The organism is Aquibacillus kalidii, assembly GCF_014280935.1.
GTDB classification, from domain to species: Bacteria; Bacillota; Bacilli; order Bacillales; family Amphibacillaceae; genus Aquibacillus_D; species Aquibacillus_D kalidii.
The window spans coordinates 1-25,395 of record NZ_JACLZI010000046.1; the positions used below are offsets into that span (position 1 = coordinate 1).

The 25,395-nt window shown below is 34.8% G+C and carries 26 protein-coding genes and 1 rRNA gene; 21 read left to right on the forward strand and 6 right to left on the reverse strand.

Annotated elements, in window-relative coordinates:
- Window positions 1-116: ribosomal RNA gene (gene rrf / locus H7K77_RS13220) — 5S ribosomal RNA — on the forward strand.
- Between the two features lie 435 nt (window positions 117-551).
- Here rrf and H7K77_RS13225 read toward each other — a convergent pair.
- A complete protein-coding gene (locus tag H7K77_RS13225) occupies window positions 552-1,808 on the reverse strand; it encodes a BaiN/RdsA family NAD(P)/FAD-dependent oxidoreductase (RefSeq protein ID WP_186578326.1) in 1,257 nt (418 codons plus the stop codon).
- A 292-nt stretch (window positions 1,809-2,100) separates the two neighbouring features.
- Here H7K77_RS13225 and H7K77_RS13230 point away from each other — a divergent pair, with 292 nt between their 5' ends.
- Both H7K77_RS13230 and H7K77_RS13235 read left to right on the forward strand, forming a co-directional pair.
- Window positions 2,101-3,729, forward strand: a complete 1,629-nt coding sequence (locus H7K77_RS13230) for a putative polysaccharide biosynthesis protein (RefSeq protein ID WP_328701119.1) — start codon at window positions 2,101-2,103, stop codon at window positions 3,727-3,729.
- A gap of 15 nt (window positions 3,730-3,744) precedes the next feature.
- Window positions 3,745-4,467 (forward strand): pseudouridine synthase, encoded by a 723-nt coding sequence (locus tag H7K77_RS13235; RefSeq protein WP_186578328.1) that lies wholly within the window; start codon window positions 3,745-3,747, stop codon window positions 4,465-4,467.
- Window positions 4,468-4,531: 64 nt separating this feature from the next.
- Here H7K77_RS13235 and H7K77_RS13240 read toward each other — a convergent pair whose 3' ends face one another.
- Window positions 4,532-4,750 (reverse strand): DeoR family transcriptional regulator, encoded by a 219-nt coding sequence (locus H7K77_RS13240; protein ID WP_186578329.1) that lies wholly within the window; start codon window positions 4,748-4,750, stop codon window positions 4,532-4,534.
- Between the two features lie 115 nt (window positions 4,751-4,865).
- Here H7K77_RS13240 and H7K77_RS13245 point away from each other — a divergent pair, with 115 nt between their 5' ends.
- From H7K77_RS13245 to H7K77_RS13260, 4 genes are all read left to right on the forward strand, one after another.
- Window positions 4,866-5,924: a potassium channel family protein gene (locus tag H7K77_RS13245; RefSeq protein ID WP_328701125.1), complete on the forward strand. Its 1,059-nt coding sequence runs from the start codon at window positions 4,866-4,868 to the stop codon at window positions 5,922-5,924.
- Between the two features lie 59 nt (window positions 5,925-5,983).
- Window positions 5,984-6,550 (forward strand): RNA 2',3'-cyclic phosphodiesterase, encoded by a 567-nt coding sequence (thpR, locus tag H7K77_RS13250; RefSeq protein WP_186578331.1) that lies wholly within the window; start codon window positions 5,984-5,986, stop codon window positions 6,548-6,550.
- Window positions 6,551-6,559: 9 nt separating this feature from the next.
- Complete coding sequence (locus tag H7K77_RS13255; protein WP_186578332.1) at window positions 6,560-7,492, forward strand: nuclease-related domain-containing protein; 933 nt, start codon at window positions 6,560-6,562, stop codon at window positions 7,490-7,492.
- A 242-nt stretch (window positions 7,493-7,734) separates the two neighbouring features.
- Window positions 7,735-8,532, forward strand: coding sequence for a phosphotransferase (locus H7K77_RS13260; RefSeq protein WP_407926436.1), 798 nt, complete (start codon window positions 7,735-7,737; stop codon window positions 8,530-8,532).
- Here H7K77_RS13260 and H7K77_RS13265 read toward each other — a convergent pair.
- Window positions 8,526-8,804, reverse strand: coding sequence for a YtzH-like family protein (locus tag H7K77_RS13265; protein ID WP_186578334.1), 279 nt, complete (start codon window positions 8,802-8,804; stop codon window positions 8,526-8,528). The two genes, H7K77_RS13260 and H7K77_RS13265, sit on opposite strands and share 7 nt — an antisense overlap.
- 193 nt (window positions 8,805-8,997) lie before the next feature.
- On the opposite strand from H7K77_RS13265, the gene trmB reads away from it, so the two are divergent.
- Window positions 8,998-9,633 (forward strand): tRNA (guanosine(46)-N7)-methyltransferase TrmB, encoded by a 636-nt coding sequence (gene trmB, locus H7K77_RS13270; RefSeq protein ID WP_186578335.1) that lies wholly within the window; start codon window positions 8,998-9,000, stop codon window positions 9,631-9,633.
- Between the two features lie 55 nt (window positions 9,634-9,688).
- On the opposite strand, the gene H7K77_RS13275 is transcribed toward trmB, so the two are convergent.
- Window positions 9,689-10,003, reverse strand: coding sequence for a PepSY domain-containing protein (locus H7K77_RS13275; RefSeq protein WP_186578336.1), 315 nt, complete (start codon window positions 10,001-10,003; stop codon window positions 9,689-9,691).
- A gap of 240 nt (window positions 10,004-10,243) precedes the next feature.
- Between H7K77_RS13275 and H7K77_RS13280 the strand changes: the two genes are divergently transcribed.
- Both H7K77_RS13280 and H7K77_RS13285 read left to right on the forward strand, forming a co-directional pair.
- Window positions 10,244-11,311 carry a M42 family metallopeptidase gene (locus tag H7K77_RS13280; RefSeq protein WP_186578337.1) on the forward strand — a complete coding sequence of 356 codons (1,068 nt, stop codon included), beginning with the start codon at window positions 10,244-10,246 and terminating at the stop codon, window positions 11,309-11,311.
- Between the two features lie 108 nt (window positions 11,312-11,419).
- Window positions 11,420-11,932: a DUF84 family protein gene (locus H7K77_RS13285; RefSeq protein WP_186578338.1), complete on the forward strand. Its 513-nt coding sequence runs from the start codon at window positions 11,420-11,422 to the stop codon at window positions 11,930-11,932.
- 126 nt (window positions 11,933-12,058) lie between these two features.
- Here the strand turns inward: H7K77_RS13285 and H7K77_RS13290 are convergent, their stop codons facing one another.
- A complete protein-coding gene (locus tag H7K77_RS13290; protein WP_186578339.1) occupies window positions 12,059-12,499 on the reverse strand; it encodes a YtoQ family protein in 441 nt (146 codons plus the stop codon).
- Window positions 12,500-12,845: 346 nt separating this feature from the next.
- Here H7K77_RS13290 and H7K77_RS13295 point away from each other — a divergent pair, with 346 nt between their 5' ends.
- The 11 genes from H7K77_RS13295 to ytxJ all read left to right on the forward strand — a co-directional run bounded on the left by H7K77_RS13295 (window position 12,846) and on the right by ytxJ (window position 23,108).
- A complete protein-coding gene (locus tag H7K77_RS13295; RefSeq protein WP_186578340.1) occupies window positions 12,846-13,367 on the forward strand; it encodes a hypothetical protein in 522 nt (173 codons plus the stop codon).
- A gap of 40 nt (window positions 13,368-13,407) precedes the next feature.
- A complete protein-coding gene (locus H7K77_RS13300) occupies window positions 13,408-14,448 on the forward strand; it encodes a PTS transporter subunit IIC (RefSeq protein ID WP_186578341.1) in 1,041 nt (346 codons plus the stop codon).
- Window positions 14,449-14,470: 22 nt separating this feature from the next.
- Complete coding sequence (locus H7K77_RS13305; protein WP_186578342.1) at window positions 14,471-14,788, forward strand: thioredoxin family protein; 318 nt, start codon at window positions 14,471-14,473, stop codon at window positions 14,786-14,788.
- Window positions 14,789-14,969: 181 nt separating this feature from the next.
- Entirely contained in the window at window positions 14,970-15,782 is an 813-nt protein-coding gene (locus H7K77_RS13310) for a DUF1444 domain-containing protein (protein ID WP_186578343.1), read from the forward strand.
- Window positions 15,783-15,797: 15 nt separating this feature from the next.
- Complete coding sequence (gene ytpR, locus H7K77_RS13315) at window positions 15,798-16,403, forward strand: YtpR family tRNA-binding protein (RefSeq protein WP_186578344.1); 606 nt, start codon at window positions 15,798-15,800, stop codon at window positions 16,401-16,403.
- A gap of 222 nt (window positions 16,404-16,625) precedes the next feature.
- Complete coding sequence (locus tag H7K77_RS13320) at window positions 16,626-18,848, forward strand: DNA translocase FtsK (RefSeq protein ID WP_328701121.1); 2,223 nt, start codon at window positions 16,626-16,628, stop codon at window positions 18,846-18,848.
- Between the two features lie 177 nt (window positions 18,849-19,025).
- Window positions 19,026-20,132 carry a nicotinate phosphoribosyltransferase gene (locus H7K77_RS13325; RefSeq protein ID WP_186578346.1) on the forward strand — a complete coding sequence of 369 codons (1,107 nt, stop codon included), beginning with the start codon at window positions 19,026-19,028 and terminating at the stop codon, window positions 20,130-20,132.
- Window positions 20,133-20,262: 130 nt separating this feature from the next.
- Window positions 20,263-21,561, forward strand: coding sequence for a UDP-N-acetylmuramate--L-alanine ligase (gene murC, locus H7K77_RS13330; protein ID WP_186578347.1), 1,299 nt, complete (start codon window positions 20,263-20,265; stop codon window positions 21,559-21,561).
- A 254-nt stretch (window positions 21,562-21,815) separates the two neighbouring features.
- Window positions 21,816-22,232, forward strand: coding sequence for a DUF948 domain-containing protein (locus tag H7K77_RS13335; RefSeq protein ID WP_186578348.1), 417 nt, complete (start codon window positions 21,816-21,818; stop codon window positions 22,230-22,232).
- Between the two features lie 29 nt (window positions 22,233-22,261).
- Window positions 22,262-22,681 (forward strand): YtxH domain-containing protein, encoded by a 420-nt coding sequence (locus tag H7K77_RS13340; RefSeq protein ID WP_186578349.1) that lies wholly within the window; start codon window positions 22,262-22,264, stop codon window positions 22,679-22,681.
- Between the two features lie 103 nt (window positions 22,682-22,784).
- The gene (gene ytxJ, locus H7K77_RS13345; protein WP_186578350.1) at window positions 22,785-23,108 is read left to right on the forward strand and encodes a bacillithiol system redox-active protein YtxJ; all 324 of its coding nucleotides are present in this window, start codon (window positions 22,785-22,787) and stop codon (window positions 23,106-23,108) included.
- A gap of 41 nt (window positions 23,109-23,149) precedes the next feature.
- Here ytxJ and pilM read toward each other — a convergent pair whose 3' ends face one another.
- Window positions 23,150-25,297 carry a cell division protein FtsA gene (pilM, locus tag H7K77_RS13350; RefSeq protein WP_186578351.1) on the reverse strand — a complete coding sequence of 716 codons (2,148 nt, stop codon included), beginning with the start codon at window positions 25,295-25,297 and terminating at the stop codon, window positions 23,150-23,152.
- Window positions 25,298-25,395 lie beyond the last annotated feature (98 nt).

Genomic DNA, 25,395 nt, shown 5'->3' on the forward strand with positions numbered 1-25,395 from the left:
TCTAGTAGCAATAGCGAAGAGGTCACACCTGTTCCCATGCCGAACACAGTAGTTAAGCTCTTCAGCGCCCATGGTAGTTGGGGCTTTGCCCCTGCAAGAGTAGGACGCCGCTAGGCAATTAAAATACCCAAGAAGCATCAATGCTTCTTGGGTATTTTTGTTTTAAAAGAATAAAAAATGTGTGAAAAATAGTCAGGACAAATTTGATACCGAAAAAGTATAATTTAGTGACTTTGTTCTAAATCATTAATTTGTGTATTCTTTAAAGAGTAAGGAGACAACATTAAATTAATGAAAATCAGATTGTATTTGACTTAACTTTATGTGTATATAATCATTTAAGATCCTTAATTATTCATATAGAGTTTTTGTATCCTGAAATTATGGCTTAACAAAGTTTTGTGTTTAAGGATATAGTTTAAATGGAACAAGCCCTGTATATCTAAAAAAGCATCATGCTGCAATGCAAGTTCGATGCTTTTTTAGAAGTTTAAATGTAATTGGGGTAAGTGTCCAATCATATTACCACATTATTAAATCGATAAATCGATTTAAGCTAAGGATTCCCATGCAGCATTCATGCCTGCTACTCTCCCTGTAACCATTGCAGAAGTAATATTATACCCACCAGTATAACCGTGAATATCTAATATTTCGCCACAAAAGTACAGCCCATTCATAAATTTTGATTGCATAGTATTAGGGATTACCTCTTTAGTCGACACACCTCCACCTGTTACAAAAGCTTTCTCTATAGGTTGACTCCCATTTACAAGAAATTTAAAGTGTTTAAAATCATGAACAAGATTCCGAATCTTTTCCCGGGAAATATTTGCAGTCTTTTCATCATCTATGTCGTTTTTTGTTAAAAGAAAATCTAAATATCTTTCAGGAACTATTCCTTTGAAAATATTTTTGACATTTTTCTTTGGATTTTCATCCATTATTTTTATGTACTTATTATATAGTTCTTGATCATTTTCTGATGGGAGGCTGTCAATTTCCATTGTAACTTGTTTATTACCTTTCATTAATTCCTTCACAACGAATTGTGAACACCGGAGTACTGCAGGACCGGAAACCCCGAAATGGGTAAAAAGCATGTCCATTTTATGAGTGACGATCACCTTATTTTTATTATTTAAAACAGATAGTGCAACATCTCTAAGCGCTAACCCTTGTAGACTTTTAGTTTTTATAAAACTCTCATTGGATAACAAAGGTACTTCTGTTGGATACAAATCAGTTATTATATGCCCAGCTTTCTTTGCCCATGCATATCCGTCACCAGTACTACCTGTGTAAGGAACAGCCTTTCCTCCTACTGCTAAAATAACTGTTTTTGTCTCAATCTTCTTCTTAGATTTTAAAATAATAAAGTGAGATTCTGTTCCATAATCAATAGCCTCTACAGGTGTATCAGTCATAATTGTTACACCTAGTTCATCTAATTTATTTAATAACGCATTTACAACGCTTTTAGCCGAGTTACTAACAGGAAACATTCTACCATGATCCTCTTCCTTTAAAGCAACGCCTAGTCCTTCAAAGAAATCAATAATATCGTAATTATTAAAGATAGAAAATGCACTATATAAAAACCTTCCATTACCTGGGATATGCTTAATGACTTCATCCTGAGGTAATCTATTTGTTACATTACAACGACCACCTCCAGATATAGCAAGCTTTTTTCCGAGTTTATTGCCTTTGTCTATTAAAAGGGTCTTGGCACCATTTTCTGCTGCTGCTATTGCTGCCATTAAACCGGACGGGCCACCCCCTAGTACAGTAACTTGATATGTCAATTGTTTCATCCTTTCCTTAAAGAGGATAACCTTTTATGAATATTATTACCTATAATAATCTAGTGAATTCCTTGTTAACTGTTTAATCTTAGCATATTAGCAATGTAATGATAATTAATTTTTAAAAAATGGTGTCAATAGAGGGAAAGGTTTAAATAGAATGAACGTTTTATTTTCAATAAATTCCAATAAATCACATAAAATGACAATTTTATTATACAAATTTAACCTTAGTCATTCAATTATGATAAAATAGATATGTTCGATTATTTTAATGGATTAAGGTGAAATGATGGCATCAAATATATTACGTGGAACATTGCTCTTAACAGCAGCAACGTTCATATCAAAGTTTTTAGGTATGATTTATACCATTCCGTTTTATGAACTAGTTAAGGAAGATGGTGGGGCACTGTATGTACACGCATATACTCCTTATAATATATTAATTAGTATATCTACTGTCGGTGTACCACTTGCAGTTTCGAAATTTGTGTCTAAGTATAATGCCTTAGGGGACTATTATACTGGACGGAGAATGTTTAAAGCTGGAATGAGTTTAATGATTGTCACTGGAATACTGGCTTTTGCAATTCTATATATAGGAGCTGATTTTTTAGCAAATATAGCGTCAGTTTCAGATAAGCATGGTAATAATGTAGAAGATATTGCGATGGTAATTCGAATGGTGAGTTTTGCATTAATCATCATTCCTTCAATGAGTATTGTAAGAGGCTTCTTTCAAGGGTATGGATCGATGGGGCCAACAGCAGTTTCCCAAGTTATTGAACAGATTGCTAGGATATTATTCTTGCTTGTGGGGGCATATGTAACAATACACGTTTTTAATGGCACAGTTCCACAAGCGGTAGGATTTGCTACCTTTGCTGCTTTTATAGGAGGTATCGTATCTTTTATTTCACTTGGTATTTTTTGGAGAAAAAGAAAGCCGTATCTTGATAAACAACTTGCCATGCAAAAAGAAACATTTGATATACCTTTAATTGATTTATATAAGGAGTTATTTCGGTACGCAGGTCCATTTGTATTGGTAGGAATTGCAACGCCTCTATATCAGGAAATTGATGTATTGACTATAGAGAGAGCCATGAATGCAGTTGGATTAGGTGAGAATGTAAATACAGTTCAATCTAATATTACGATGTATGGTCATAAATTAGTTATTATTCCAGTAACTGTCGCCACAGGGTTAGCTCTAGCCATAATACCGTCTCTGACAAAAGCTTTCACAGACCGAAATAGAGAATTAATATTTCATCAAATTAATCAATCTTTGCAAATTGTTATGTTATTAATTTTACCAGCAGTAGTAGGTATGTCCTTGTTAGGATTTGAAGTATATGGAACCTTTTATGGGATTAACGATAATTTACCTTTAAATGGAAAATTGCTTAGCTGGTATGCACCTGTAGCATTATTATTTGGACTATTTACTGTTAGCTCATCCATTTTGCAAGGAATAAACGAGCAACGATATGCTTTGGTAAGTTTAACAGCAGGTTTATTATTAAAAGTGCTTTTAAATGTCCCGCTCATCCATTTGTTTGGAGGAATAGGAGCGGTTTTAGGCACAATGATCGCTGTTGCTACAGCAGTAATATTAAACTTATTCAAGATTAGAAGAGCGATTAATTTCCCGTTCAAGCAATTTATTAAAAGGTCAATGTTAATTGCTATCTTTACAGTAATTATGGCTATAACAGTTCTGCTTACTAAGTGGTTATTAGGGACTTTTATAAACTATACAGACAATCGCTTGCAAATGCTATTTGTCATGACTGTTAGCATTATTGTAGGAGCATCTGTTTACCTTTGGTTAAGCTATGAATCAACTCTTCTAGAAAGGGTATTAGGGAATCGTGTAAGAATCATTGACAAAGTGTTTAGAAGAAAAAAATAAGGAGTTATTTCAAAAATGCGCATCGATAAATTGCTAGCCAACATGGGGTTTGGTAGTCGAAAAGAAGTAAAAAGCCTTTTAAAAAAGGGTGTAGTAAAGCGTAATGAAGAAGTTATAAAGAATAGTAGTACCCATGTTGATCCGGCTAATGAGATTATAAAGGTAATGGATGAGGTCCTTGAATATAGGGAGCATATCTACCTTATGATGAATAAGCCTCCTGGGGTTGTTTCTGCAACGGAAGACAATAGAGATGAAACAGTTATTGACCTTCTTGAACCTGAAGATGTTGTGATGGAGCCATTTCCTGTTGGGAGATTGGATAAAGATACTGAGGGCTTGTTACTTATAACAAATGATGGAAAGTTAGCACATCAATTGCTCTCTCCTAAGAAAAATGTAGGGAAAACTTATTACGCTAAAATAGAAGGTAGAGTAACGGAAGAAGATGTTGAAAAGTTTAAACTGGGCGTTACATTGGATGATGGTTATGAAACTAAACCGGGTGATTTATGTATTCTAAATCGAGGGGAAATCTCGGAAATTGAGTTAACAATTACGGAAGGTAAATTTCATCAAGTTAAGCGCATGTTTGAAGCAGTTGACAAAAAGGTGATTTATTTGAAAAGGCTGTCTATGGGGACACTGGTGTTGGATGAGGATCTGGAATTGGGCCAATACCGTGAATTAACAGATGAAGAGTATCAGTATCTGATATCTATTACCAATCAACCCTAATTAATAAAATAAAAAGGCTGACCAAATGGCCAGCCTTTTTCGATAAAATTCATTTATTGTTTGTTTACGATATCTTGACTTTCTTTTCAGTGATTCTCCATCTTCCCCGGTTTGGACTTACGACTAGTCCATTATGCTCTAAGACATTAAGATCTCTTTGAACCGTTCGATCGGTTATCCCAAATTCTTCAGCGATTTGACTTGTCGAGACAGGACCATTATCTCTAATAAATAGATAGACAGCCTTTACTCGATTCAGCATACGGGTTGTAGATTGATTCAAAAAACCACTCCTTAATGTTATTCATTAGACATGTGGTGATCGTAAACCTAGCAGTTAATTTAATTTTACACCTTTTTGTTTAATTAGGCTAGGTCTACAAATAACTTTACAGATAATTCATTTAATTTATATTTATTATAGAGGAGGGACAACTATGTATGTAATTAGGGTATTAATCAAAAAAGCTATAAAAATTCAAAACTATTTACTTTTCGTTTCGAGTTTATTTCTTGTATTATTTGCTTCCTTTTTAATATTTCAGGTTGAAAAAGAATCATTTCCTAGTTTTTTTGATGGTTTCTGGTGGGTAATGACCACGGTTACTACGGTAGGGTACGGTGATTATTATCCTGTAACAGTTGCGGGTAGGATAATCGCATTATTCCTTTATATCTTTGGGATTGGCCTCATTGGTGTAGTGATTGGAAAAGTGGTTGACGGATTAGCAAGTTATCGTATAAAAAGGGAGGAAGGTGATATTATGTTTAAAGGGGAAAAACATTATATTATTATCGGGTGGTCTCATAAAGCCAAATTCTCAATTAAAGAAATGTTGGATACGGATCAATCAATAGAAATTGTGATTATTGATGACTTGGATAAGGCACCAATGCTTGAGGAAAATATTTACTATATTAGAGGAAATGCATCTGATCGAGACACCTTACAAAAGGCAAATATAACCAATGCAAAAGCAGTACTAGTTTTTGCAGATGAAAAGATTTTGGATGATCAATTAGCCGACGGAAAAACGCTACTCATCGCATCTGCAATTGAGTCAGTCGCCCCAAATGTACATACTATTGTAGAAGTAATGGAAGAAAGCCATATTAAAAACTTTGAATATATGAAAGTGGATGAATTTATTATTTCTCATGAAACTATTTCTTCCTTGTTTGTTCGTTCTGCTTTCAGGAAAGGTATTTCTAGTGTTTATTCTCAATTACTTCGCAGATCTCATGGTGATGATTTATACCATATACCTTTATCTCCAAGTTGGAAAACATACAGGGATGCATTTGAATATCTATTAGAACACGGGGCTACCTTAGTTAGCGATCGAGACAATCTTAGTATAAATAGAATGCTAGATAATACATTGTCTAAAGAAGCTGAATTATATGTTATTTGTGACAAGGAAACGTATGATCGTTTACTTTTAGTCAATAAGTAATATATTGTGTTAAAATGTACAAAATAAGTGGACATATACGTTCTAGGAGGTTTTTTAGAATGGGACAAAATCCACATTACTTTATTGCTATACCAATGAATCCTACTGTAAATGACTGGTTAAAGGATGCACAACAAAAGATAAAGCAAAGTAATCATATTACCTATAAAAGTTGGACACATCCAGACGATCTTCATATTACATTAAAGTTTTTCGGGGCTGTTTCTGCTGATAAAATAGAAATCTTAATGAAAGAGCTGGAAAAACTTAGTGTTCCAAATTCTTTCAAGATAACCATTGGAAAGCTAGGGACTTTTGGAAAAGTGAATCAACCACGTGTATTATGGGCTGGTGTAGAGAAAACTGATGTCTTGCAACAGTTGTATAATTCAATCGAAACCCTTGGTAAAGCTGTTGGTTTTCCTAAAGAAAATAGGCCGTACCGCCCACATATAACCATTGCTAAAAAATGGAGTGGTGCACAAATTACTGAAGTAGATTATGATAAATTAATCTCTTCATTCTCAGATGAAAGAACGATAACAATTAATCATTTTGTGTTATATCAAATTCATCCACAGCGATCGCCGAAATATGAAGTAATCAAGAAAATAGATTTAAAATGAGGTAAACGTATGGCGCAATTAATTAAGCTTCAAGACTATATTTCACGGTATGAAAAGGATACTTTTCATTATCCAGGTCAATTCACACGCTTAAAGGGACAAAACTGGAAAAAGTTAGTGCAAACTTGGGAAGAACAAATGGAAGAGAGTGCACAATTTGATCAGAAACCCGAGGAAGAAGTAAACCACTTCAAAGGTTGGTCAAAGTTTTTTAAGCGTAAAGACGAAATGGATCGTGAAGAAACAGACCAAGATGAACAAAACATGGAGTTCCTTCCAGAATCTAAAGATGATTTAAAGCAATACTTTTTAGACACCTTATTGCCATTTCAACTAAAATGGGCATCAACAACAATAAGTGAAATGTCCTTTATTGATCAATATTACCATCAAGATTTTTCTTTAAAATACTTTCTACAAAGGTTTCCTGACACCTATTTATTAATGTATTATCCTATCTTGAAATTGAAAAATGGTCCACTCGAAGGGGATATTATTTTAATTAGCCCTGTTGGGATCGAAATCATAAAGTTTGTGGAAATGGACTCTAGGAAAACAATTATAGCTGGTGATGATCGGACCTGGTATTCGGAAGAGAATCAGGTACAAACTAGATTGCTTAGCCCTCTATTATCTTTAAAGAGAACCGAAAAAGTAATTAAAAGCATTTTAAGCAAATACGATATAGAATTTCCTATTGAAAAAGTAGTATTATCTCGCACGAATACCATTGAGTATAACCTTGTACCATATAGAACTAATTATGTTGGCAAGGAGCAACATGAGCAGTGGTTGACGCAAAAAAGGAACTTGGTATCGCCATTAAAACATCGTCAATTAAAAGTTGCTGAATTACTTTTGAATCACTGTTACACAAATGCTTATAAACGCCCAGAATGGGAAGAAGAAACGGACGCCGAAGATGAAGATATGCTTGAATAAAATAGTTTTTATATCCGTTACAATTTAAATAGATTTTCTTTTATATATAATTTATTTAATTTTTCTCTTGATATTTGTACCTAAAATAAGTTAATCTATTATTATTCTTCTAAAAAATGACTAGTGATCTTTAGATACTATAAATGTACAGATTTCACTAGATAACGGTAACCGAGTATCTATGTATGATAGACTCGGAATTTTATGATTTATAAGATTTTGAGGAATGGAGGATGATAGCATTGGAACATGTTCTAGGAAAAGAATGGACGATTACACCAGCTGGTGGCTCTACTGGAGCTGCATTTTACGCACAAAGTGATACTAAACGTTTATTCTTAAAAAGAAATTCTTCACCGTTTTTGGCTGTTTTATCTGCCCAAGGAATTGTCCCAAAATTGGTTTGGACTAAGAGACTTGAAAACGGTGATGTCGTAACAGCGCAACAATGGCTAGACGGCAAAGAATTAAATCCAGAAGAAATGCAGCATCCTAAAGTTGCGAAACTTTTAAGTAAGATACATCATTCCTCAGAATTATTAGATATGCTGTTGCGAATAGGAAAAAAACCGCTAAGACCTGATGAAGTTCTTTTTAAGGTTAAAAATAAGGTTAGGTTCAATGAAGGAACAGCTGCGCAGATAGAAGTACTTCAAGCGATTAGATATTTGGAGAGAATGCTGCCGTATGTTTATGTGGAAAAGCAAGTTGTCTGTCATTGTGATATGAACCATAATAACTGGCTACTTTCCCAAACTGGACAATTATATCTTATTGACTGGGACAGTGCTAAAGTAGGGGATCCAGCAGTAGATATTGGCATGGTCCTACATTCGTATATTCCAGAAGAAGAATGGGATAATTGGCTGGAAAGTTATGGAATTGTTAGAGATGACAACTTGATGTTAAGAATGATTTGGTATTTATTAATAAATGAAATCAATTATTATATGTGGCACCAAAAAAGGTTAGAAGTAAAAGAAGCCGCTCAACGACTTCAACAATTGAAACGGCTTCTAAATCGGGTTACAGCTTATTGATATTCAATAGCATTAACCCAATTTTGTAAATTGCTCTGGTTTGTGTTTATATGTTCATTAAGATTCTGTGCAATCTCACCTTGTCTTCCGTAATTATAAATTTCAGGAAGTAGTTGCAATAATTCCTGGCTTTCAATGGAATTATTAGCCATCATGGATTGTACAAGTCGCTTAATCTGTTGACATTCTGAAACACTTCCACAGCAATCTTCTGATTGCTCACTCAATAAATCAGACAGAAGACTTAATTGGTTGTTGACATCTAATGACATGAAAAAAACACCCACCTTTAATGCTATTTTTTACTTTTTACTTCGAATTATACAAAAAGGGATGAGTAATTATTTACTCGTCCCTTTTTTAAATAATTTTAGATTATCTTCGCTTTACTAATGGACTTGCACTATTGCAAACAATCATGGTACTGTTTAAACGGTATAATAAAACTGAAGGAGAGCAAAAGAGATGCGCGCACGTAACAAACCATGGGCTGATGATTTTATAAAAGAGAACCATGATATTATCGAATTAACACCCTTTGAAAAAAAGGGAAAATGGAATGAAGTATTTCATAATGATAATCCAATTCATATAGAAGTAGGAACTGGTAAGGGTCAGTTTATTGTCGGAATGGCTGAACAAAATTCGGATAACAATTTTATAGGAATTGAAATTGCTAAAAGCATCATTGTTAGTGCTATCCAGAAGGTGAAAGATGCTAATTCAAAAAACATTAGACTAATTAATGAAAATGCTGAAGATTTACGAGAGTTATTTGGTGAAAATGAAATTGATAAAATTTATTTGAATTTTTCAGACCCTTGGCCAAAGAATCGTCATGAAAAAAGACGGTTAACATTTCGCTCTTTTTTAGATCAATATAAGCATATTTTAAAAGAAGATGGGGAAATAGTTCTAAAAACCGATAACAAAGGACTATTTGAATACTCGTTAGTTAGCTTTTCTGAGTATGGAATGGTTTTAAAAGAGGTTCTACTAGATTTACATGAACATGCGGATCCAACTAATGTGATGACAGAATATGAAGAGAAATTTTCGGCAAAAGGACAACCTATCTATCGCTGTATTGCCAAATTTTAAATTATTTTTATTATTTTGAACTGGGAAGCCTTTTTTAGGCTTCCCAGTTTTCTACTTAAGCGGATTCTGCAACATCAATTATTGTTCCTGTGTCTGCATCTACAAAGAATTCATATTGTGTATTTTCCCCATCTTTAGTTCTTGTGATACCTCCGCGATATACATTGTAAGTTAATCCGTTCTTTACAAATTCCTCAGATTTCATATATATCCAAGAACCGCTGACAGGTCCTTGTTGTCTAAATGCCTCTTTCGCTTGCTTTAATGCCTTTTCAGGAGTAACTTGTTGTTGATTTGAGATCTGTTCATTAATAAAGTATCCAGCCAAGGCTCCTAGGCCCGCTGCGAATGCAACTTTCTTCCAGTTCATATGGCTCACCTCATGGATTAGAATTTTAGTTTAGTATACCTGATTTTTCACAAAATAGAAAACAAAGTAAAACAAAAAAATGGAAACAATTGATAAATGTACAAAGTTTAACTATTTATTAGTTTATCCTGGAAACAGAATGGCATTCATGTGGATACTTGAACTGTGAACTTGCTAATGGAAGTGTTACTTATATTAGGTTACAATTAGGAAAGAAGAAAATTAGGGAGGTCAATATAGTTGAACAAAGAGACATTAGACTTATTCAAAACGTTAACAGAACTACAAGGTGCATCAGGTAATGAATACCTTGTCCGGAATTTCATGAAAAGTGAAATAGAAAAATATTCAGATGAAGTTGTTCAAGACAAGCTTGGTGGTGTCTTTGGTGTAAAACATGGAGAAGGACCAAGAGTAATGGTTGCCGGCCATATGGACGAAGTTGGTTTTATGGTTACACAAATTACGAAAAATGGAATGATTCGTTTTCAGACACTTGGTGGGTGGTGGTCACAAGTGCTTTTAGCCCAACGTGTACAAATCATGACAGACAAGGGACCGGTAATAGGAATTATTGGGTCTATACCCCCTCACAATTTAACGCCAGAGCAAAGAAAGAAACCAATGGACCAAAAAAATATGTTAATTGACGTTGGTGCAGATGATGATGAAGATGTAAAACAAATGGGTATTAAGCCCGGACAACAAATTGTCCCTGTTTCTCCTTTTACTCCAATGGCAAATGACAAGAAAATTTTAGCAAAAGCATGGGATAACCGGTATGGTTGTGGCTTAGCTATAGAACTATTGAAAGAACTACAAGGAACGCAGCTTCCTAACCAACTATATTCTGGTGCAACTGTACAAGAAGAAGTAGGGTTAAGAGGTGCACAAGTTGCTGCAAACATGATTAAGCCGGATATATTTTATGCATTAGATGCATCGCCAGCTAACGACATGGCTGGGGATAGTAAGGAATTCGGGCAAATAGGAAAGGGTGCTTTACTACGTATCTTTGATCGCTCTATGATTACACATAGAGGTATTAGAGACTTTATATTGGATACTGCTGAATCGAACAAGATTCCTTATCAATACTTTATTTCACAAGGTGGAACGGACGCAGGAAGAGTTCATCTAACAAATGAAGGTGTACCATCAGCTGTTGTTGGAATATGTTCTCGGTATATCCACACACATGCCTCGATCATTCATGTTGATGATTATGCTGCAGCAAAAGAATTAATTATAAAACTTGTAAAAACAACGGATGCTAATACAGTTGAACAAATAAGAATGAACGGTTAACGTTAACAATTATAGGGGCTAGCTTCTAGTAAAATTACTACAAGCATAGTCCCTTTCATTAGGTGTTATTATAAGGCCATTAAAACATGATATAAAGGATGAAGTTTAATGAAAATACATATAGGATCTAAAAATCCCACCAAAATAAAAGCTGTATCCAACGTTTTTAAAGATTGGGAGATAGAATCTGTTAATGTGGAATCTAAAGTATCCTTACAGCCCTATTCAGATGATGAAACATTAGAAGGTGCGATTAATAGAGCTAGACAGTGTGCACAAATGAGTAAAAACCTATTAGGTATTGGTCTAGAAGGTGGTGTAATGGAAGTAGGTTCTGAATTATTTCTATGTAACTGGGGAGCATTGATAAACGAAACAGGTGAAGTATTTGTAGCTAGTGGTGCACGAATTCCATTGCCGAAAGAAATATCGAAACAACTTGAAAAAGGCATTGAATTAGGTGATGTGATGGATGATTATACCAAGAAAACAGATATCCGTAAACATGAAGGAGCAATAGGTATTTTCACTAATAATATAGTAAGTCGTGAGGAAATGTTTACACATGTTGTTAAATTGCTAAAAGGACAATATGATTTTTACTTACATTCAGAGTCGTAAATGAATAGATTTTGTTCAAATATTAAATATTAGGAATACTTAAATAAAAAAGCGCTTAGGTTGAGGTGCCCCCTAAAAGTTAGATTTTCACTCTAACTTTTGGAGGCTGTAAAAGTCCAAAGCATTTTATTTATAAATATACTCTAATACATCGATGGCTTGATCTATTGTCTCGACTGTTACGTTTGCTTTGTTTGATAATTCTTTAAGTGGATGGATCAAAGACTCTGGTCGAATGATTATCGTTGGTTTGTTCATAGCTATTGCAGTTGAAGCATCCATTGCAGTATTCCATTGCTTATATTTTTCTCCAAATAAAGCAACGACTACATCAGCTTTTTGTAGTAACACCTTGGTTCGTAAATTATTTATAGCGGAAGCAGTGTCATCTCGATACAGGTAATTTTGCTGTTTTCCTAATATTGTTTCGCCAATGGAATCTGATAATTCATGGTCCTCTTGTGGCCCTACGAATGTCAGTGGTAAACTCTTAGCTTGCGCTTTTAATTTTACTTGTTCTCTCCAGTTATCATGTATTTGTCCTGCTAAATAAACAACTAATTCCATCGAATTCTCCTCCAATATTATGTTTCCTTATTATTTCCATGTGTTCCATTATAAGTTGATCGGGTAACATAAGCAAAAGAAGTATAGGATAAAACAGTTCTTGTCAAATTAAATAATAGTAGTATTATAGAGAATGGGGTAATTAGAACTATTGACCTTTTATAGTTTCTAGTAATGATTTGAAGTATTTTTTAATAACCTAAATTTTTTGGTTAATTAGGGTAAGTACCTATGCTTTTAGGATGATGTAACTACCTTTAAATTAGGTTAATACAATTCGGTTACTGAAGACATTTTCTCTTCGAATTTGTTCTTATACTGAGTATGTAATTTCAGGAGGAATAATATGAAAATGAATAAAACTGGCCTTTTGGTAATAGGGTTATTGCTAGTAGGAATTATTGTACTAACTATCTTTAGTTATGAACCTGAAGGAGAAGTGATTGATCAAGCTAAAGAAATTGCTGAAGTAACTTTTCATAAAGACAATATTAAGTCAACTCGAACAGTTGATAATTTTTCTTTATATCTGCCAGAAGAACTAACAGTGGACCAAGAGGAGAATAGTAATTTGGTGTTATCTAAAGAAGAACAGATCTATCTGTTATTTTATAACCCACTCGAGTCCTCAAAAAGTGAATTAAATTTTCAATCTGCACAAGCAGCAGGGAACTACGTACTGTTAGAATCATTTACAGATGATCAGCGTTTTGGATATATAATGGTAAAAACTGCTAAAAAGGACGCCTTTGAATTACAAATAGGTGTTGGTGGTGTGAAAATTACTACAATAACCTCTAAGGTTCATTTAGTTGAGGATGCTGAATTAATGATGAAAATGGCAAATTCGATTGCATATGAGTCATAAGATAACGAACTATCACTGTTTCGAATAAGGAGAAGTATGAATGAAGACATTTTTAACTAGAAAAGGTGTGACCCTTTCCCCTAAAGAATACTTTATTACTGCTTTAAGTTTTATGGCGCTTGGACTTTTTTCTTCCTTAATTATTGGTTTGATTGTTCAAACTATTGGACAACAACTCCCCGTTATCTTCGGGGAAAAGTCTTTATTTACATGGATTGAGGAAATGGGCGCCTTTGCAATGGACAAGAAGGTTGTCGGGGGTGCAATAGGGGTTGCTATTGCATATGGATTAAAGGCACCACCTTTAGTAGCATTCTCTGTTCTATTTGCTGGTGCATATGGCTACGATCTAGGTGGTCCAGCTGGAAGTTATGTGACAGCAGTATTTGCTACTGAATTTGGTAAGGTGATTTATAAACAGACGCGTCTTGATATTATCTTAACTCCGTTGGTCACGATTGTTGTTGGTTTCACTATTGGAAAAATAGTTGGACCTCCAATTAATACACTGATGACTGGTTTAGGTAGTATTATTAATTGGTCTACCGAACAACAACCGCTCATTATGGGAATTATCATAGCAATTTTAATGGGCTGGGCATTAACAGCGCCAATCTCAAGTGCAGCTATTGCCATCATGTTATCATTGGATGGTTTAGCGGCAGGAGCTGCAACAGTTGGCTGTGCAGCCCAAATGATTGGGTTTGCAGTGTCTAGTTATCGGGACAATGGAATGGGTGGTTTTCTTGCTCAGGGAATTGGTACATCGATGCTACAAGTTGCAAATATTATAAAAAAACCGTTAATTATCCTTCCTCCAACTATAGCAGGAGCCCTGCTTGCGCCTTTTGCTACGGTTTGGCTAGAGATGACTAACAATTTTTCCGGGGCAGGAATGGGAACAGCTGGTTTTGTAGGACAAATTATGACTTTTAAATCTATGGGATTCACTATGGAAGTATTTTGGGCGGTATTAATTTTGCATATTGTTGGACCCGCACTGATTAGCTTAGGTATTTCAGAATTCCTACGGAAAAAAGGATGGATCAAGCCAGGAGATATGAAAATTGATTATGAGTAAAAAATAGATTGGTGGTTATAGAATGAAACTTTTGGAAACAGAAGAGCAACTGGAATCCCTAATTAGCAATGGGAAAACTATCTTAGTATTTTCAGCTGAATGGTGTGGAGATTGTCGGTTTATTGAACCGTTCTTACCAGACGTGGAAGAAAAATTTAATGAATTTACTTTTGTACATATAGATCGAGATAAATTTATCGATGTATGCGTAAAACATGATATATTTGGTATTCCAAGTTTTTTAGCTTTTAACGATGGAAAGGAAATTGGTCGCTTCGTTAGTAAAGAAAGAAAAACGCAAGAGGAAATCGAGAAATTTATTGGTGATCTTTCAGCGTAACTTTTGAGAATGTCTTGCGACTATTGCAAGGCATTTTTAATTAGAAAATATATTTTGATAGCTCTATGTACCTTCAAACTTAGACAAAAATCGTTCTAAAAGTTTGCCTAAGTTTTCTTTACTCCAAATAAATGCTAAAATAGCAAAAGTAGTTATCTTCTTCCTAAAAGGAGGAATTTAGATGAAAATGACTAGTATAAAAATGAAGAAGATTCTAGAAGAAAGATTACAACACACTGAGTGGAATATTTCTTTTAATCGTGATAAAGATATTTTTCGTGTGGAATGGAAAGAAACACGTAAAGGAATTTCTATAACGATACCGAATGTAATTGCAAAGTATGAGCAAATGGGAGATGCAGCACTTTCAGATTTGGAATATCATGTAAGAGAAGCATTAAAGATAATGAATGAAGTTCATGATTTAACCGGAAAAGAAAAAAATATATTTCCTGTTATCCGTTCTACTTCTTTCCCTAAAAAATCCAAAGCAGGAGAATGGCTGATTTATTCTGACCATACTGCAGAAACTCGAATATACTATGCCCTCGATTTGGGAAATACGTATCAATTAATTGATCAAGCAATGCTAACTAAAGAAGGTTGGACTTTGGAGAGAATAAGGGAAATATCTATTTTTAATGTACGGTCCCTTAAATCAGAACCCAAGAAAGATACTGTAGCTGGAAATGACTTTTATTTCATGGCAAGTCAGGATGGATATGATGCAAGTAGAATATTAAATGAGTCTCTGCTTGAGGAAATGAAAGCTAATAGCACAGGAGAGCTAGCAGTTGCTGTTCCGCACCAAGATGTACTTATTTTTGCAGATATTCAGAATAATACAGGTTATGATATATTGGCACAAATGACCATGAAGTTTTTTGCTGAAGGCAGAGTACCAATAACTTCTTTGCCATTTATTTATGATGATAAGAAACTCGAGCCTGTATTTATATTAGCGAAAAACAAACCTACAAATGATAAGAAGTAGAAGGGATGAATGATTGTGGATGTATTTTACAATAAGCAAGGTGTTGGAGATGTGCTGATTTTTCCTATTAAGCAAGGAGATCGTTATTCTATTTCTCACCAAGCATTTGGCGATGTAGTTAAAATTGTAGATTCTGGTAACAATGACTTATTAGGATATAACGTCTTTAATGCTTCTCATTATTTTTCATTAAATGATACTGGAAAAATTACTTTAGACGATGCATTATTAAGTCAATTGAAAGAGTCCTTCAGAAAGAATGGGTTGGAGGATGAATTAAACATCGATTTGACTCCTAAGTTTGTAGTAGGGTTTGTAAAAGAAAAAGCGCCCCACGAGAATGCGGATAAGCTTAGTGTTTGTCAGGTAGATGTTGGTGAAGAAACCCTACAAATCGTATGTGGGGCACCAAACATCGATCAAGGGCAAAAAGTAGTGGTGGCTAAAATAGGAGCAATCATGCCTAGTGGAATGGAAATTAAACCGACTAAGCTGAGAGGAATTGATTCTAGTGGTATGATTTGTTCCCAAAAAGAACTCGGATTACCAAACGCTCCAGAAGAAAAAGGGATATACGTATTAGAAGACCAATATGAGGTTGGACAAGAATTCCGTTTTTAATCATAAAAGCCTTTGTCGTGATTCGAAGACAAGGGTTTTTTGATACTAAAATATAAGGGTATTATAAAACTCATCAGGAGATTACGAATTCTCTTATACCTTTATTTTGTAAGAGAGTACAATATTTAAGTATTCACATCAACTAGAAAACTGATAGAATAAGAATATCTTAAGAAATAGAGAGAGTGAACAAACATGTGGGAGCATATTAAGCAAAGACTAGTGCGGATATTTGAAACGGACCATGTAGAAGAAATACCTAAAAAGCAGGATGTTGAACAATCAATCGCATTAGATCAAAATAAAGGGATTGAGACTAGGATTTCCTATCAATATCCAAGCGATCGGAAAATAAACTACCCCTATCGTGCTGAAGCTCCTGTTAAGAGGGAATCTAATAATCAAAGAATGGAACGCCGTCGTTCGAATGCTAGACAGCTACGAGAACAAAACTTGGATGTAGAAGATAAAAGGAAAGAAAAGAACTATGATCAACCACAAGAGCGTAAGCCTTTTAAAGCTACTGATGTCCCGTCCCCTGTATATGGATTTCATAGTAGGCCATCAATGGAGAAATCAATAGAGGTACCTGCCTTCTTAAGAAAGGATACAGTAAGAGAAGAATTTGCTTCTCCTTTAAAGCAAAAGGAGGAACAATTTGCACGAATAGATGATATCACGGAAACAACTAATCAGGTAGTTGATTCTAAGATACAAGATAATAGAGAAGTGATACAACAGGTGACACAGATTGAAAAAACACATCAACCCGTGGAGACTGAACTCGTTGAAAATACCGAATTGGAACATTTAGGGGATGAAGAAAAACCGCCTAACATTGATGTCCATCCAGTTGAGAGAGAAAATAACAATAATTCTTTTCAATCCGAAATAGACAAAACTAGTATAGAAGGTAGTAGAAAAGCAGTACCTTTTAATGTCTTTATGACTCCACGTGACAAAAAAAATCAGATACGAAGTAAAGATAACTCAGATTCAAGTAATACTCGAATTACATATACTTCGCAAGCCTTTAAACCTCCCATTCATTTATTAAATGATCGAACAGAAAAATCAGTGGAAGACACAAATTGGGTAAGTCAACAGATAGAATTGCTGCAAACGACCTTGAAGCACTTCCATGTAGGAGCTAAAGTGGTAAATGCTATGCAGGGACCATCTGTAACTAGGTTTGAAATTCAGCCAGAGCCAGGGGTTAAGGTAAGTAAAATCAAAAATTTAAGTGATGATATTAAGCTGAATATGGCAGCAAGAGACATTAGAATGGAAGCACCAATACCAGGAAAGAACACGATTGGCATAGAGGTTCCTAATTTGAAAGCACAACCAGTTGTATTACAAGAGATATTTGATACGGATTCATTCCGTGACGATAGATCACCTCTAAGTGTTGCACTTGGGTTAGACATTGCAGGAAATCCTATCATCACAGATTTAAAGAAGATGCCACATGGACTAATAGCAGGAGCAACTGGATCAGGTAAAAGCGTCTGTATCAATACGATCCTAGTAAGTTTACTGTACAAGGCAAGCCATGAAGACGTCCGCTTCTTATTAATTGATCCTAAAATGGTTGAGTTAGCTCCATACAATGACCTACCACACTTAGTTGCACCAGTAATAACTGATGTTAAAGCAGCAACTTCTGCTCTTAAGTGGGCTGTAGCTGAAATGGAAGAACGATATGAAAAATTTGTTGCAGAAGGGGCACGTGACATTGAACGGTACAATCAGAAGATGCTTGCGCAACATCGTAAAGAAGAAAAATTACCTTATTTAGTTATCGTCATTGATGAATTAGCAGATTTAATGATGGTTTCTCCTCAAGATGTCGAGGATGCTATTTGTAGGATTGCTCAAAAGGCAAGAGCATGTGGGATTCACCTCCTGCTTGCGACGCAACGGCCATCGGTTGATGTTATTACAGGATTAATCAAGGCCAATATTCCAACTAGAATTGCTTTTAGCGTATCCTCTCAGGTCGATTCAAGAACGATTATTGATTCCAGTGGAGCGGAGAAATTATTAGGCAAAGGGGATATGTTATTTGTAGAGAATGGTGCAGGGCAATCTTTACGAATACAGGGCGCCTTTGTATCTGATGACGAAATTGAAAGAATCACGAATTATGTCAAAAGAACAGCACCACCACAATATTTATTTGAACAAGAACAGTTATTAAAGCAAATTCATGTGGAAGAAGAGGAAGATGATTTATATGAAGAAGCGGTTGACTTTGTAGTTTCTCATAATGGGGCAAGTGCTTCACTCTTACAACGACGCTTTAAAATTGGCTATAATCGAGCAGCTAGATTAATAGATTCGATGGAAGCCAAAAATATTATCTCTGAACAAAAGGGGAGTAAGCCAAGAGATGTGTTAATCACAAGCGCAGACCTGGAATCTTACTACGATAATAACTAAAAAAATAGTGGATTTAACTGATACAGTGCATTGTCCTTGCCATGAAAGATGGCAAGGCTTTTTTACTTTATCATAATTATAGTATAGTAGTTTGTATGTAAATACTTGTCGAACCATGGTCGTTCTTATATGATAGACAAAGGTGATTGAACTACTAGGACTTAAGGAGTAAACAAAATGAAAGAAATAACTAAAAAATTAAATGGCGAAATAGAGCGTTTAACTAATGAGACGTTTAAATTTGATGAAAGGGTTAAAGAAGGATGGTTTTCTGCAGTTTATTTTCTTAAAACAAAAGAGATAGCCGAAAAGCTTGTTCCTGATAACCGAATCACGATGCAGTTCTTTCAGAAGGATAATGCTGTTCTCTGTGGAACAGACGAAGTTATCGCATTGTTACATACCTTTGCAGAGAAACCAGAAGATTTAGAGATTCATTCACTAAAGGATGGAGAAAAAATTAGCCCATTTGAAACGGTTTTGACTATAACTGGATCTTATCAATCATTCGGTTTTCTTGAAGGTATTATTGATGGGATTTTAGCTAGAAGAACATCTGTTGCAACGAATGTATATAATGTAGTTAAAGCCGCGAGAGTGTCTGGGAAGCAAAAACCTGTTATCTTTATGGGGGACCGTGACGACCATTATACGCAGCAGGCTGGTGATGGTTATGCGGCGTTTATTGGAGGTTCAACTGCTCAAGCTACACATGCCATGAACGAATGGTGGGGGAAGCATGGAATGGGAACAATGCCTCATGCTATGATTCAAATGTTTAAAGGTGATGTTGTTGCAGCAGCTAAGGCCTACCATGAGGTATTTCCGAACGACGAATTAACCGTACTTGTGGATTATAACAACGATGTTATCACGGATTCTTTAAAGGTAGCTAGGGAGTTTGGAAGTAAATTAAAAGGGGTAAGAATTGATACTTCAAAAAACATGGTAGATAAATACTTTTTAAGGAATCAACATATAATGGGGACGTTTGATCCTAGAGGGGTAAATCCAGAGTTAGTTTTCGCATTAAGAAGATCCTTAGATGAAGAAGGATTTACGCATGTTAAAATTATCGTAAGTGGAGGGTTTACCGAAAAACGAATAAGAGAATATGAAGAACAAAAAGTTCCGGTCGACATTTATGGTGTTGGAAGAAATTTACTTGATATAAGTATCGGTTTTACAGGAGATAATGTATTATTAAATGGAAGGGCAGAGGCAAAAGATGGAAGACAATTTCGTCCTAATCCCCGCCTAAAGAAAGTAGAGTATATTGGTTGAAAAAATAATGATTGAATATACAAAGGATTATATTCACCAATTTGTTTAGATTTGCTATAATAATTAAATAGTTAACCTAGAGTGATATAAAAAGAGACAGAAAAATCACTCATTTTGGAGGTTCGGGTTTATGACAACTTACCATTTTATTGGTATAAAAGGAACAGGAATGAGTGCACTAGCACAGATCTTAAAAGATTCAGGTGAAACCGTACAAGGGTCTGATATAGAAAAAGTATTCTTTACACAAGCAACACTTGAAGAAAAGAACATTCCTATTTTTCCTTTTTCAAAGAATAACATCAAAGAAGGATTAACCATTATTGCAGGTAATGCATTTAATGATGAGCATGAAGAAATTCAAGAAGCGAAACGACAAGGGTTACCCTTTTACCGTTATCACGAATTTCTAGGGGAATGGTTAGAAAAATACACTAGTGTAGCGGTGACTGGTGCTCATGGTAAAACATCTACAACAGGCTTATTGGCTCATGTATTAAATCAAACCTATCCTATTTCCTATTTGATTGGAGATGGATCTGGTCAAGGTCATGAAAATAGTGAATACTTTGTATTCGAAGCGTGCGAATATAGAAGACATTTTCTTGCTTATAAACCAGACTATGCAATTATGACCAACATTGATTTTGATCACCCTGATTACTTTTCAAGTATTGACGACGTTTTCAATTCCTTTCAACAAATGGCAGAAAATGTAAGGAAGGGAATTATTGCGTGTGGTGATGATGAACATTTACAACGCATCCAGGCAAAGGTCCCAGTATTATATTATGGATTTGCTGATACGAATGATTTTCAAGCTAAGAACGTTGCAGAAAGTCATAATGGAACAACATTTGATGTATTTGTTCGTAATAATTATTATGATTCCTTTACTATTCCTAACTATGGGAACCATCATGTTCTAAATGCATTGGCTGTAATTGCTTTATGTCATTATGAAGGAATGGAAGCAGTAAATATTAAAAAAATTAGCTCCTTCCAGGGAGTGAAACGAAGATTTACTGAAAAAACTATTGGGGATCAAATTTTAATTGATGATTATGCCCATCATCCAAGAGAAATTGAAGCAACAATAGAATCTGCCCAGAAGAAATATCCAGGAAAATCAATTGTTGCCATTTTTCAACCTCATACGTATACTAGGACCAAAACGTTTCTCAAGGAATTTGCCTCAAGTCTTAGCAAAGCTGATCACGTGTACCTTTGTGATATTTTTGGTTCAGCTCGTGAAGATAATGGAAAGTTAACGATTAATGATTTACAAGTATTAATCGATAACTGTAATCTTTTACAATTGGATGAAACGAATGTTTTAAGGGAATATACAGATAGTGTACTCATTTTTATGGGAGCTGGAGATATACAAAAATTCCAAAATGCATATGAGGAAAAACTTAAGAATTAGCAAGTTGAAGAAATTAGTGATAGATCTTGGAAGGATTTTCATTAATTTATATAGAATAGTTTTAGGGAAGGGAAAACCTTCCCTTTTTCTATAGACTTTTTTTAATATTGACTAAGAAAAACGCGTGTTTTCTGAATAAAGTTCTATTTAGACGCAGAGATTAACATAGTCATGAGGTTTAAAAATGTCATAATAGGGTAAAAATTAGATATCAGTCAAAGCACGGTTATCAAAGAAGGAGTGACCAAAGTAGAATGATAATATTACTTTACATCGCAGCATTAATAGTTGCTATTGCATTTGCCGTTCTTGTTATATACATAGCCAAAGTACTTAAAGAAACGAGAAGGACAATGGCAAATGTGGCTGATACGTTAGAGGGACTTGAAAGACAAATGGAAGGTATAACGATTGAAACGACTGCATTATTAAATAAGACAAATAAACTTGCCGAAGACGTAAGTGAGAAATCACAACGTATGAATACATTGGTTGATGGTATAAAGGGGATAGGTGAGACAGTTCAGGAGTTCAATCAATCTCTGAGAGGTATTACCAATAATATAACATCAGTTACCGAACAAAATAAAGATACAACAGCTCAGGCAGTAAAATGGGGTACTATACTATTGGAGTTCTGGAAGAAAAGAAAGCAGGAATCCAACAGATAAATATAATCACTAATTGGGAGGAATTTATAATGAGTAACAGAGATGATCAATCACAGAACATTAATAGTAAGGACTTTTTAATTGGTTCATTAATAGGCGGTATTGTGGGAGCATCTATGGCATTATTATTTGCACCTAAATCAGGTAAAGAGCTACGAGGAGATCTAAACCAAGGAGCTTCTTATGTTAGAGATCGAGCTAGTGAATGGAAAGATGTTGCTTACGAGAAAGGTTCTGAGTGGAAGGATTATGCAATGGAAACCTCTACACAATTAGGACAGACTTTTTCTGAAAAATCACAGGATATTGGAAGTAGAGTTAAGGATGCAACCAAAAACTTCCAAGATAAAGTAACTAGTGAAAACTCTGATCCGGAAAAAGCTGCTGAAGAGGTTGCGCAAGCTATTGAAAAAGCAGCTGAGGAATTTGAAAACCAGAACAAAATATAAATATATTTTTAAAACTGCTGAATGCTATAAGTGTTCAGTGGTTTTTTATATTATGGTTCATATTGGGTTAGGTTACCATTGCTTTTCAGGAGGAGGAACTATATTGGGTATTAAACTTATTGAAAGTATGGATGAATTTGAACGGCTTGTTCATGAGCAGGAAGAGCTTACTTTATTAAAACATAGCTTAACTTGTCCTATTAGCGCTGCAGCAAAAGAGGAGTATGATAAATTCAGTGATCAAGTAGATAGTCCTTTATATATTTTACATGTTCAAGAGTCTAGGGAGCTGTCTAATGCTATTGCTGACAAATATAATATAAAGCATGAATCACCCCAGGTTTTACACTTTAAGGATAATAAGGTGCAATGGCATGATTCTCATCACAGGATTACGGAACAAGCACTATTAGCTAATCACAAATAGTGAAAAGGAGGTACAAACATTTAATGTTTGTACCTCCTTACTTATTTGGACTTATCTTCCCACTCAATTCGTATCTGATCATTTGGATTTAATTCTTCAAAAAATGTTGTATCTTCACCGTTCCTACTTATTTCAACTTTTCCTTTAATTTTAGATAGATCCAATGATATAAAACGAAATAGGTCTTGGAAAATAAAAGGAGTTCTGTCTAATTTCTTTAATTGTAGTTTATCGAATGGATGAATGGAGTCATCTACATTCAGTAATAATCCATCTTTATAGACAGAAACAAGCGGTTTTTTTAACTCAATTAGTTTCCCGTTATAATTAATAGGCATCGAGTAATCTGCTTGTAATCCTAATTTATCTAACAGTAGTTGTAACGTTGGATACTCAGGTGTTTTAACAGTAATTCTATCGTTATGCTTTAGTTGAGTTTCTAAGTTTGCATTTTTATTGTTAATTAAAATAGTTATACTGTAATCAGAGAATACTTTTTGTTCACCATTTATCCAGATTTGAAACGTACCGAAGTTTTCTAGTAATTGGTCGTTTTTGGTCAAGTTTAAAAAGTTTTTTAAACTATGAGAACTAACCATCCTGATAGAATCATGATCTTGGACGACATAGTCAGGATAGCTTACCTGATTATTGACGAAAATAGTTGGTTTTAATTCATGTTGTTCACCATTAAACCATACTTGATAAGAAGTAGCATCTCCAATGAGCTCTTTTAAGGTTATTTGTGGTTCTTCTCCGTTTATCCCTTTCTCAACTTCTAGAATATCTCCGTGTTTAATGGATATATCTACTGTAACCTCTTGTCCATTAAGTTTTACGGTTGGGGCAGTTCCATAACTACCTGGTAATGTAATATCTTTACCATTCCAACTCACCATGTAAGCCATCCCAGGTCTGCCATAAAGTCTCTCTATATTAATTCCGGAAGCGAGTAAACAATCACCAACAGTTAGTTGTTTCATATCAAATAATCGTACGGATCGATTATTAACGGTAACACTTATATAGTGAACTGGATTTTGTTTTGCTGCTATTGCAATCCCAATTGGCGTTATATACTCAGGGCCAGTTGGTAAGTGATCTGCTTTCTCAATGGATGGAATAGCATCTACACTTCTTATTGCAACCCGATTTGCTGGCAAATGAAGCTTTTCTGCTAAACGTGAGCTTAGTTCTGGAGTCAAACTACCACCTCCAACTAACATGACAGCTTTGGGCGCAATATTGTTTAATAAGAATATTTCTTTTGCGATGGAATCCACTAAACTATTAATGGAATCGGAAATTGCCTCAACAAGTTCCTCATATTCAATTGTTTGTTCAAATCCTAAAATATCAGAAAAAGTAGCTTGTCTTGTTTCGGTAATTTGTCGTTTAACATCTTCAGCTTGATTAAAGTCTAACAAGTATTGGTCACTAATGGCTTCTGTGATCTCATCGCCAGCCATAGGAACCATACCGTATGCTGTAATGGTACCGTCAGCTGTCAGTGCAATGTCACTTGTTCCAGCACCAATGTCAACAAGCGCCACATTAAGGCGTCTCATCGATTGAGGAATTAAAACATTTATTGCTGCAATAGGTTCAAGAGTTAGTGCTTCCATTTCTAGTTCAGCACGTGTTAATGCAGAGATTAACGATTCCACCACAACTTTTGGAAGAAAGGTAGCAATGATTTCTACTTGTGCTGTATCACCTTGTTGGTCAATTAAAGATCCGATTTCTTCTCCATCAAGTTGGTATTGGAGAACAGAGTATCCGACACAATAATAATGAGCGCTTGATGTATTTATTTCTTCATTTGCCAGCTCATATTGAGCCTCTTGTACTGCACTTAGTTCTAAGTACAGAATATCTTCTCTTTCCATCAATGGTTGCTGTGAGATATTTTTTGTGATTTCTTTTCGTTTAGTTTTTAATGCTCGCCCAGCTGCTGCAACACATACACGAGATAGTACGATATTGTGTTTTTCTTCTAATCTTTCTTTTACTTCATTTATTACAGTTGCAACAGAAACAACATCATGAATCTGCCCATCTAACATCGATCTCTCTTGATGTTCTACACTATAATAGTCAATAAGGTGATATTTATTGTTAACCTTTTCAATTAGAAGACCAACAACAGATCTAGTACCGATGTCTAGTGCAAAAATTCGTTCAGCCATTTTTGTTTTTCCCTTCATAATGAATTAATTTAAAGAATATACAAAATATTATAACTTAATGGTGACAATTGAAAAAAATTTAGCTATAATTATCCCTA

Bases quoted from the DNA above. Each gene is read 5' to 3' on its own strand.
- H7K77_RS13230 (WP_328701119.1), top strand. From the start codon at position 2,101: ATGGCATCAAATATATTACGTGGAACATTGCTCTTAACAGCAGCAACG.
- H7K77_RS13235 (WP_186578328.1), top strand. From the start codon at position 3,745: ATGCGCATCGATAAATTGCTAGCCAACATGGGGTTTGGTAGTCGAAAA.
- thpR (WP_186578331.1), top strand. From the start codon at position 5,984: ATGGGACAAAATCCACATTACTTTATTGCTATACCAATGAATCCTACT.
- H7K77_RS13255 (WP_186578332.1), top strand. From the start codon at position 6,560: ATGGCGCAATTAATTAAGCTTCAAGACTATATTTCACGGTATGAAAAG.
- H7K77_RS13265 (WP_186578334.1), bottom strand. From the start codon at position 8,804: ATGTCATTAGATGTCAACAACCAATTAAGTCTTCTGTCTGATTTATTG.
- trmB (WP_186578335.1), top strand. From the start codon at position 8,998: ATGCGCGCACGTAACAAACCATGGGCTGATGATTTTATAAAAGAGAAC.
- H7K77_RS13275 (WP_186578336.1), bottom strand. From the start codon at position 10,003: ATGAACTGGAAGAAAGTTGCATTCGCAGCGGGCCTAGGAGCCTTGGCT.
- H7K77_RS13285 (WP_186578338.1), top strand. From the start codon at position 11,420: ATGAAAATACATATAGGATCTAAAAATCCCACCAAAATAAAAGCTGTA.
- H7K77_RS13290 (WP_186578339.1), bottom strand. From the start codon at position 12,499: ATGGAATTAGTTGTTTATTTAGCAGGACAAATACATGATAACTGGAGA.
- H7K77_RS13295 (WP_186578340.1), top strand. From the start codon at position 12,846: ATGAAAATGAATAAAACTGGCCTTTTGGTAATAGGGTTATTGCTAGTA.
- H7K77_RS13300 (WP_186578341.1), top strand. From the start codon at position 13,408: ATGAAGACATTTTTAACTAGAAAAGGTGTGACCCTTTCCCCTAAAGAA.
- H7K77_RS13305 (WP_186578342.1), top strand. From the start codon at position 14,471: ATGAAACTTTTGGAAACAGAAGAGCAACTGGAATCCCTAATTAGCAAT.
- H7K77_RS13310 (WP_186578343.1), top strand. From the start codon at position 14,970: ATGAAAATGACTAGTATAAAAATGAAGAAGATTCTAGAAGAAAGATTA.
- H7K77_RS13325 (WP_186578346.1), top strand. From the start codon at position 19,026: ATGAAAGAAATAACTAAAAAATTAAATGGCGAAATAGAGCGTTTAACT.
- murC (WP_186578347.1), top strand. From the start codon at position 20,263: ATGACAACTTACCATTTTATTGGTATAAAAGGAACAGGAATGAGTGCA.
- H7K77_RS13335 (WP_186578348.1), top strand. From the start codon at position 21,816: ATGATAATATTACTTTACATCGCAGCATTAATAGTTGCTATTGCATTT.
- H7K77_RS13340 (WP_186578349.1), top strand. From the start codon at position 22,262: ATGAGTAACAGAGATGATCAATCACAGAACATTAATAGTAAGGACTTT.
- pilM (WP_186578351.1), bottom strand. From the start codon at position 25,297: ATGGCTGAACGAATTTTTGCACTAGACATCGGTACTAGATCTGTTGTT.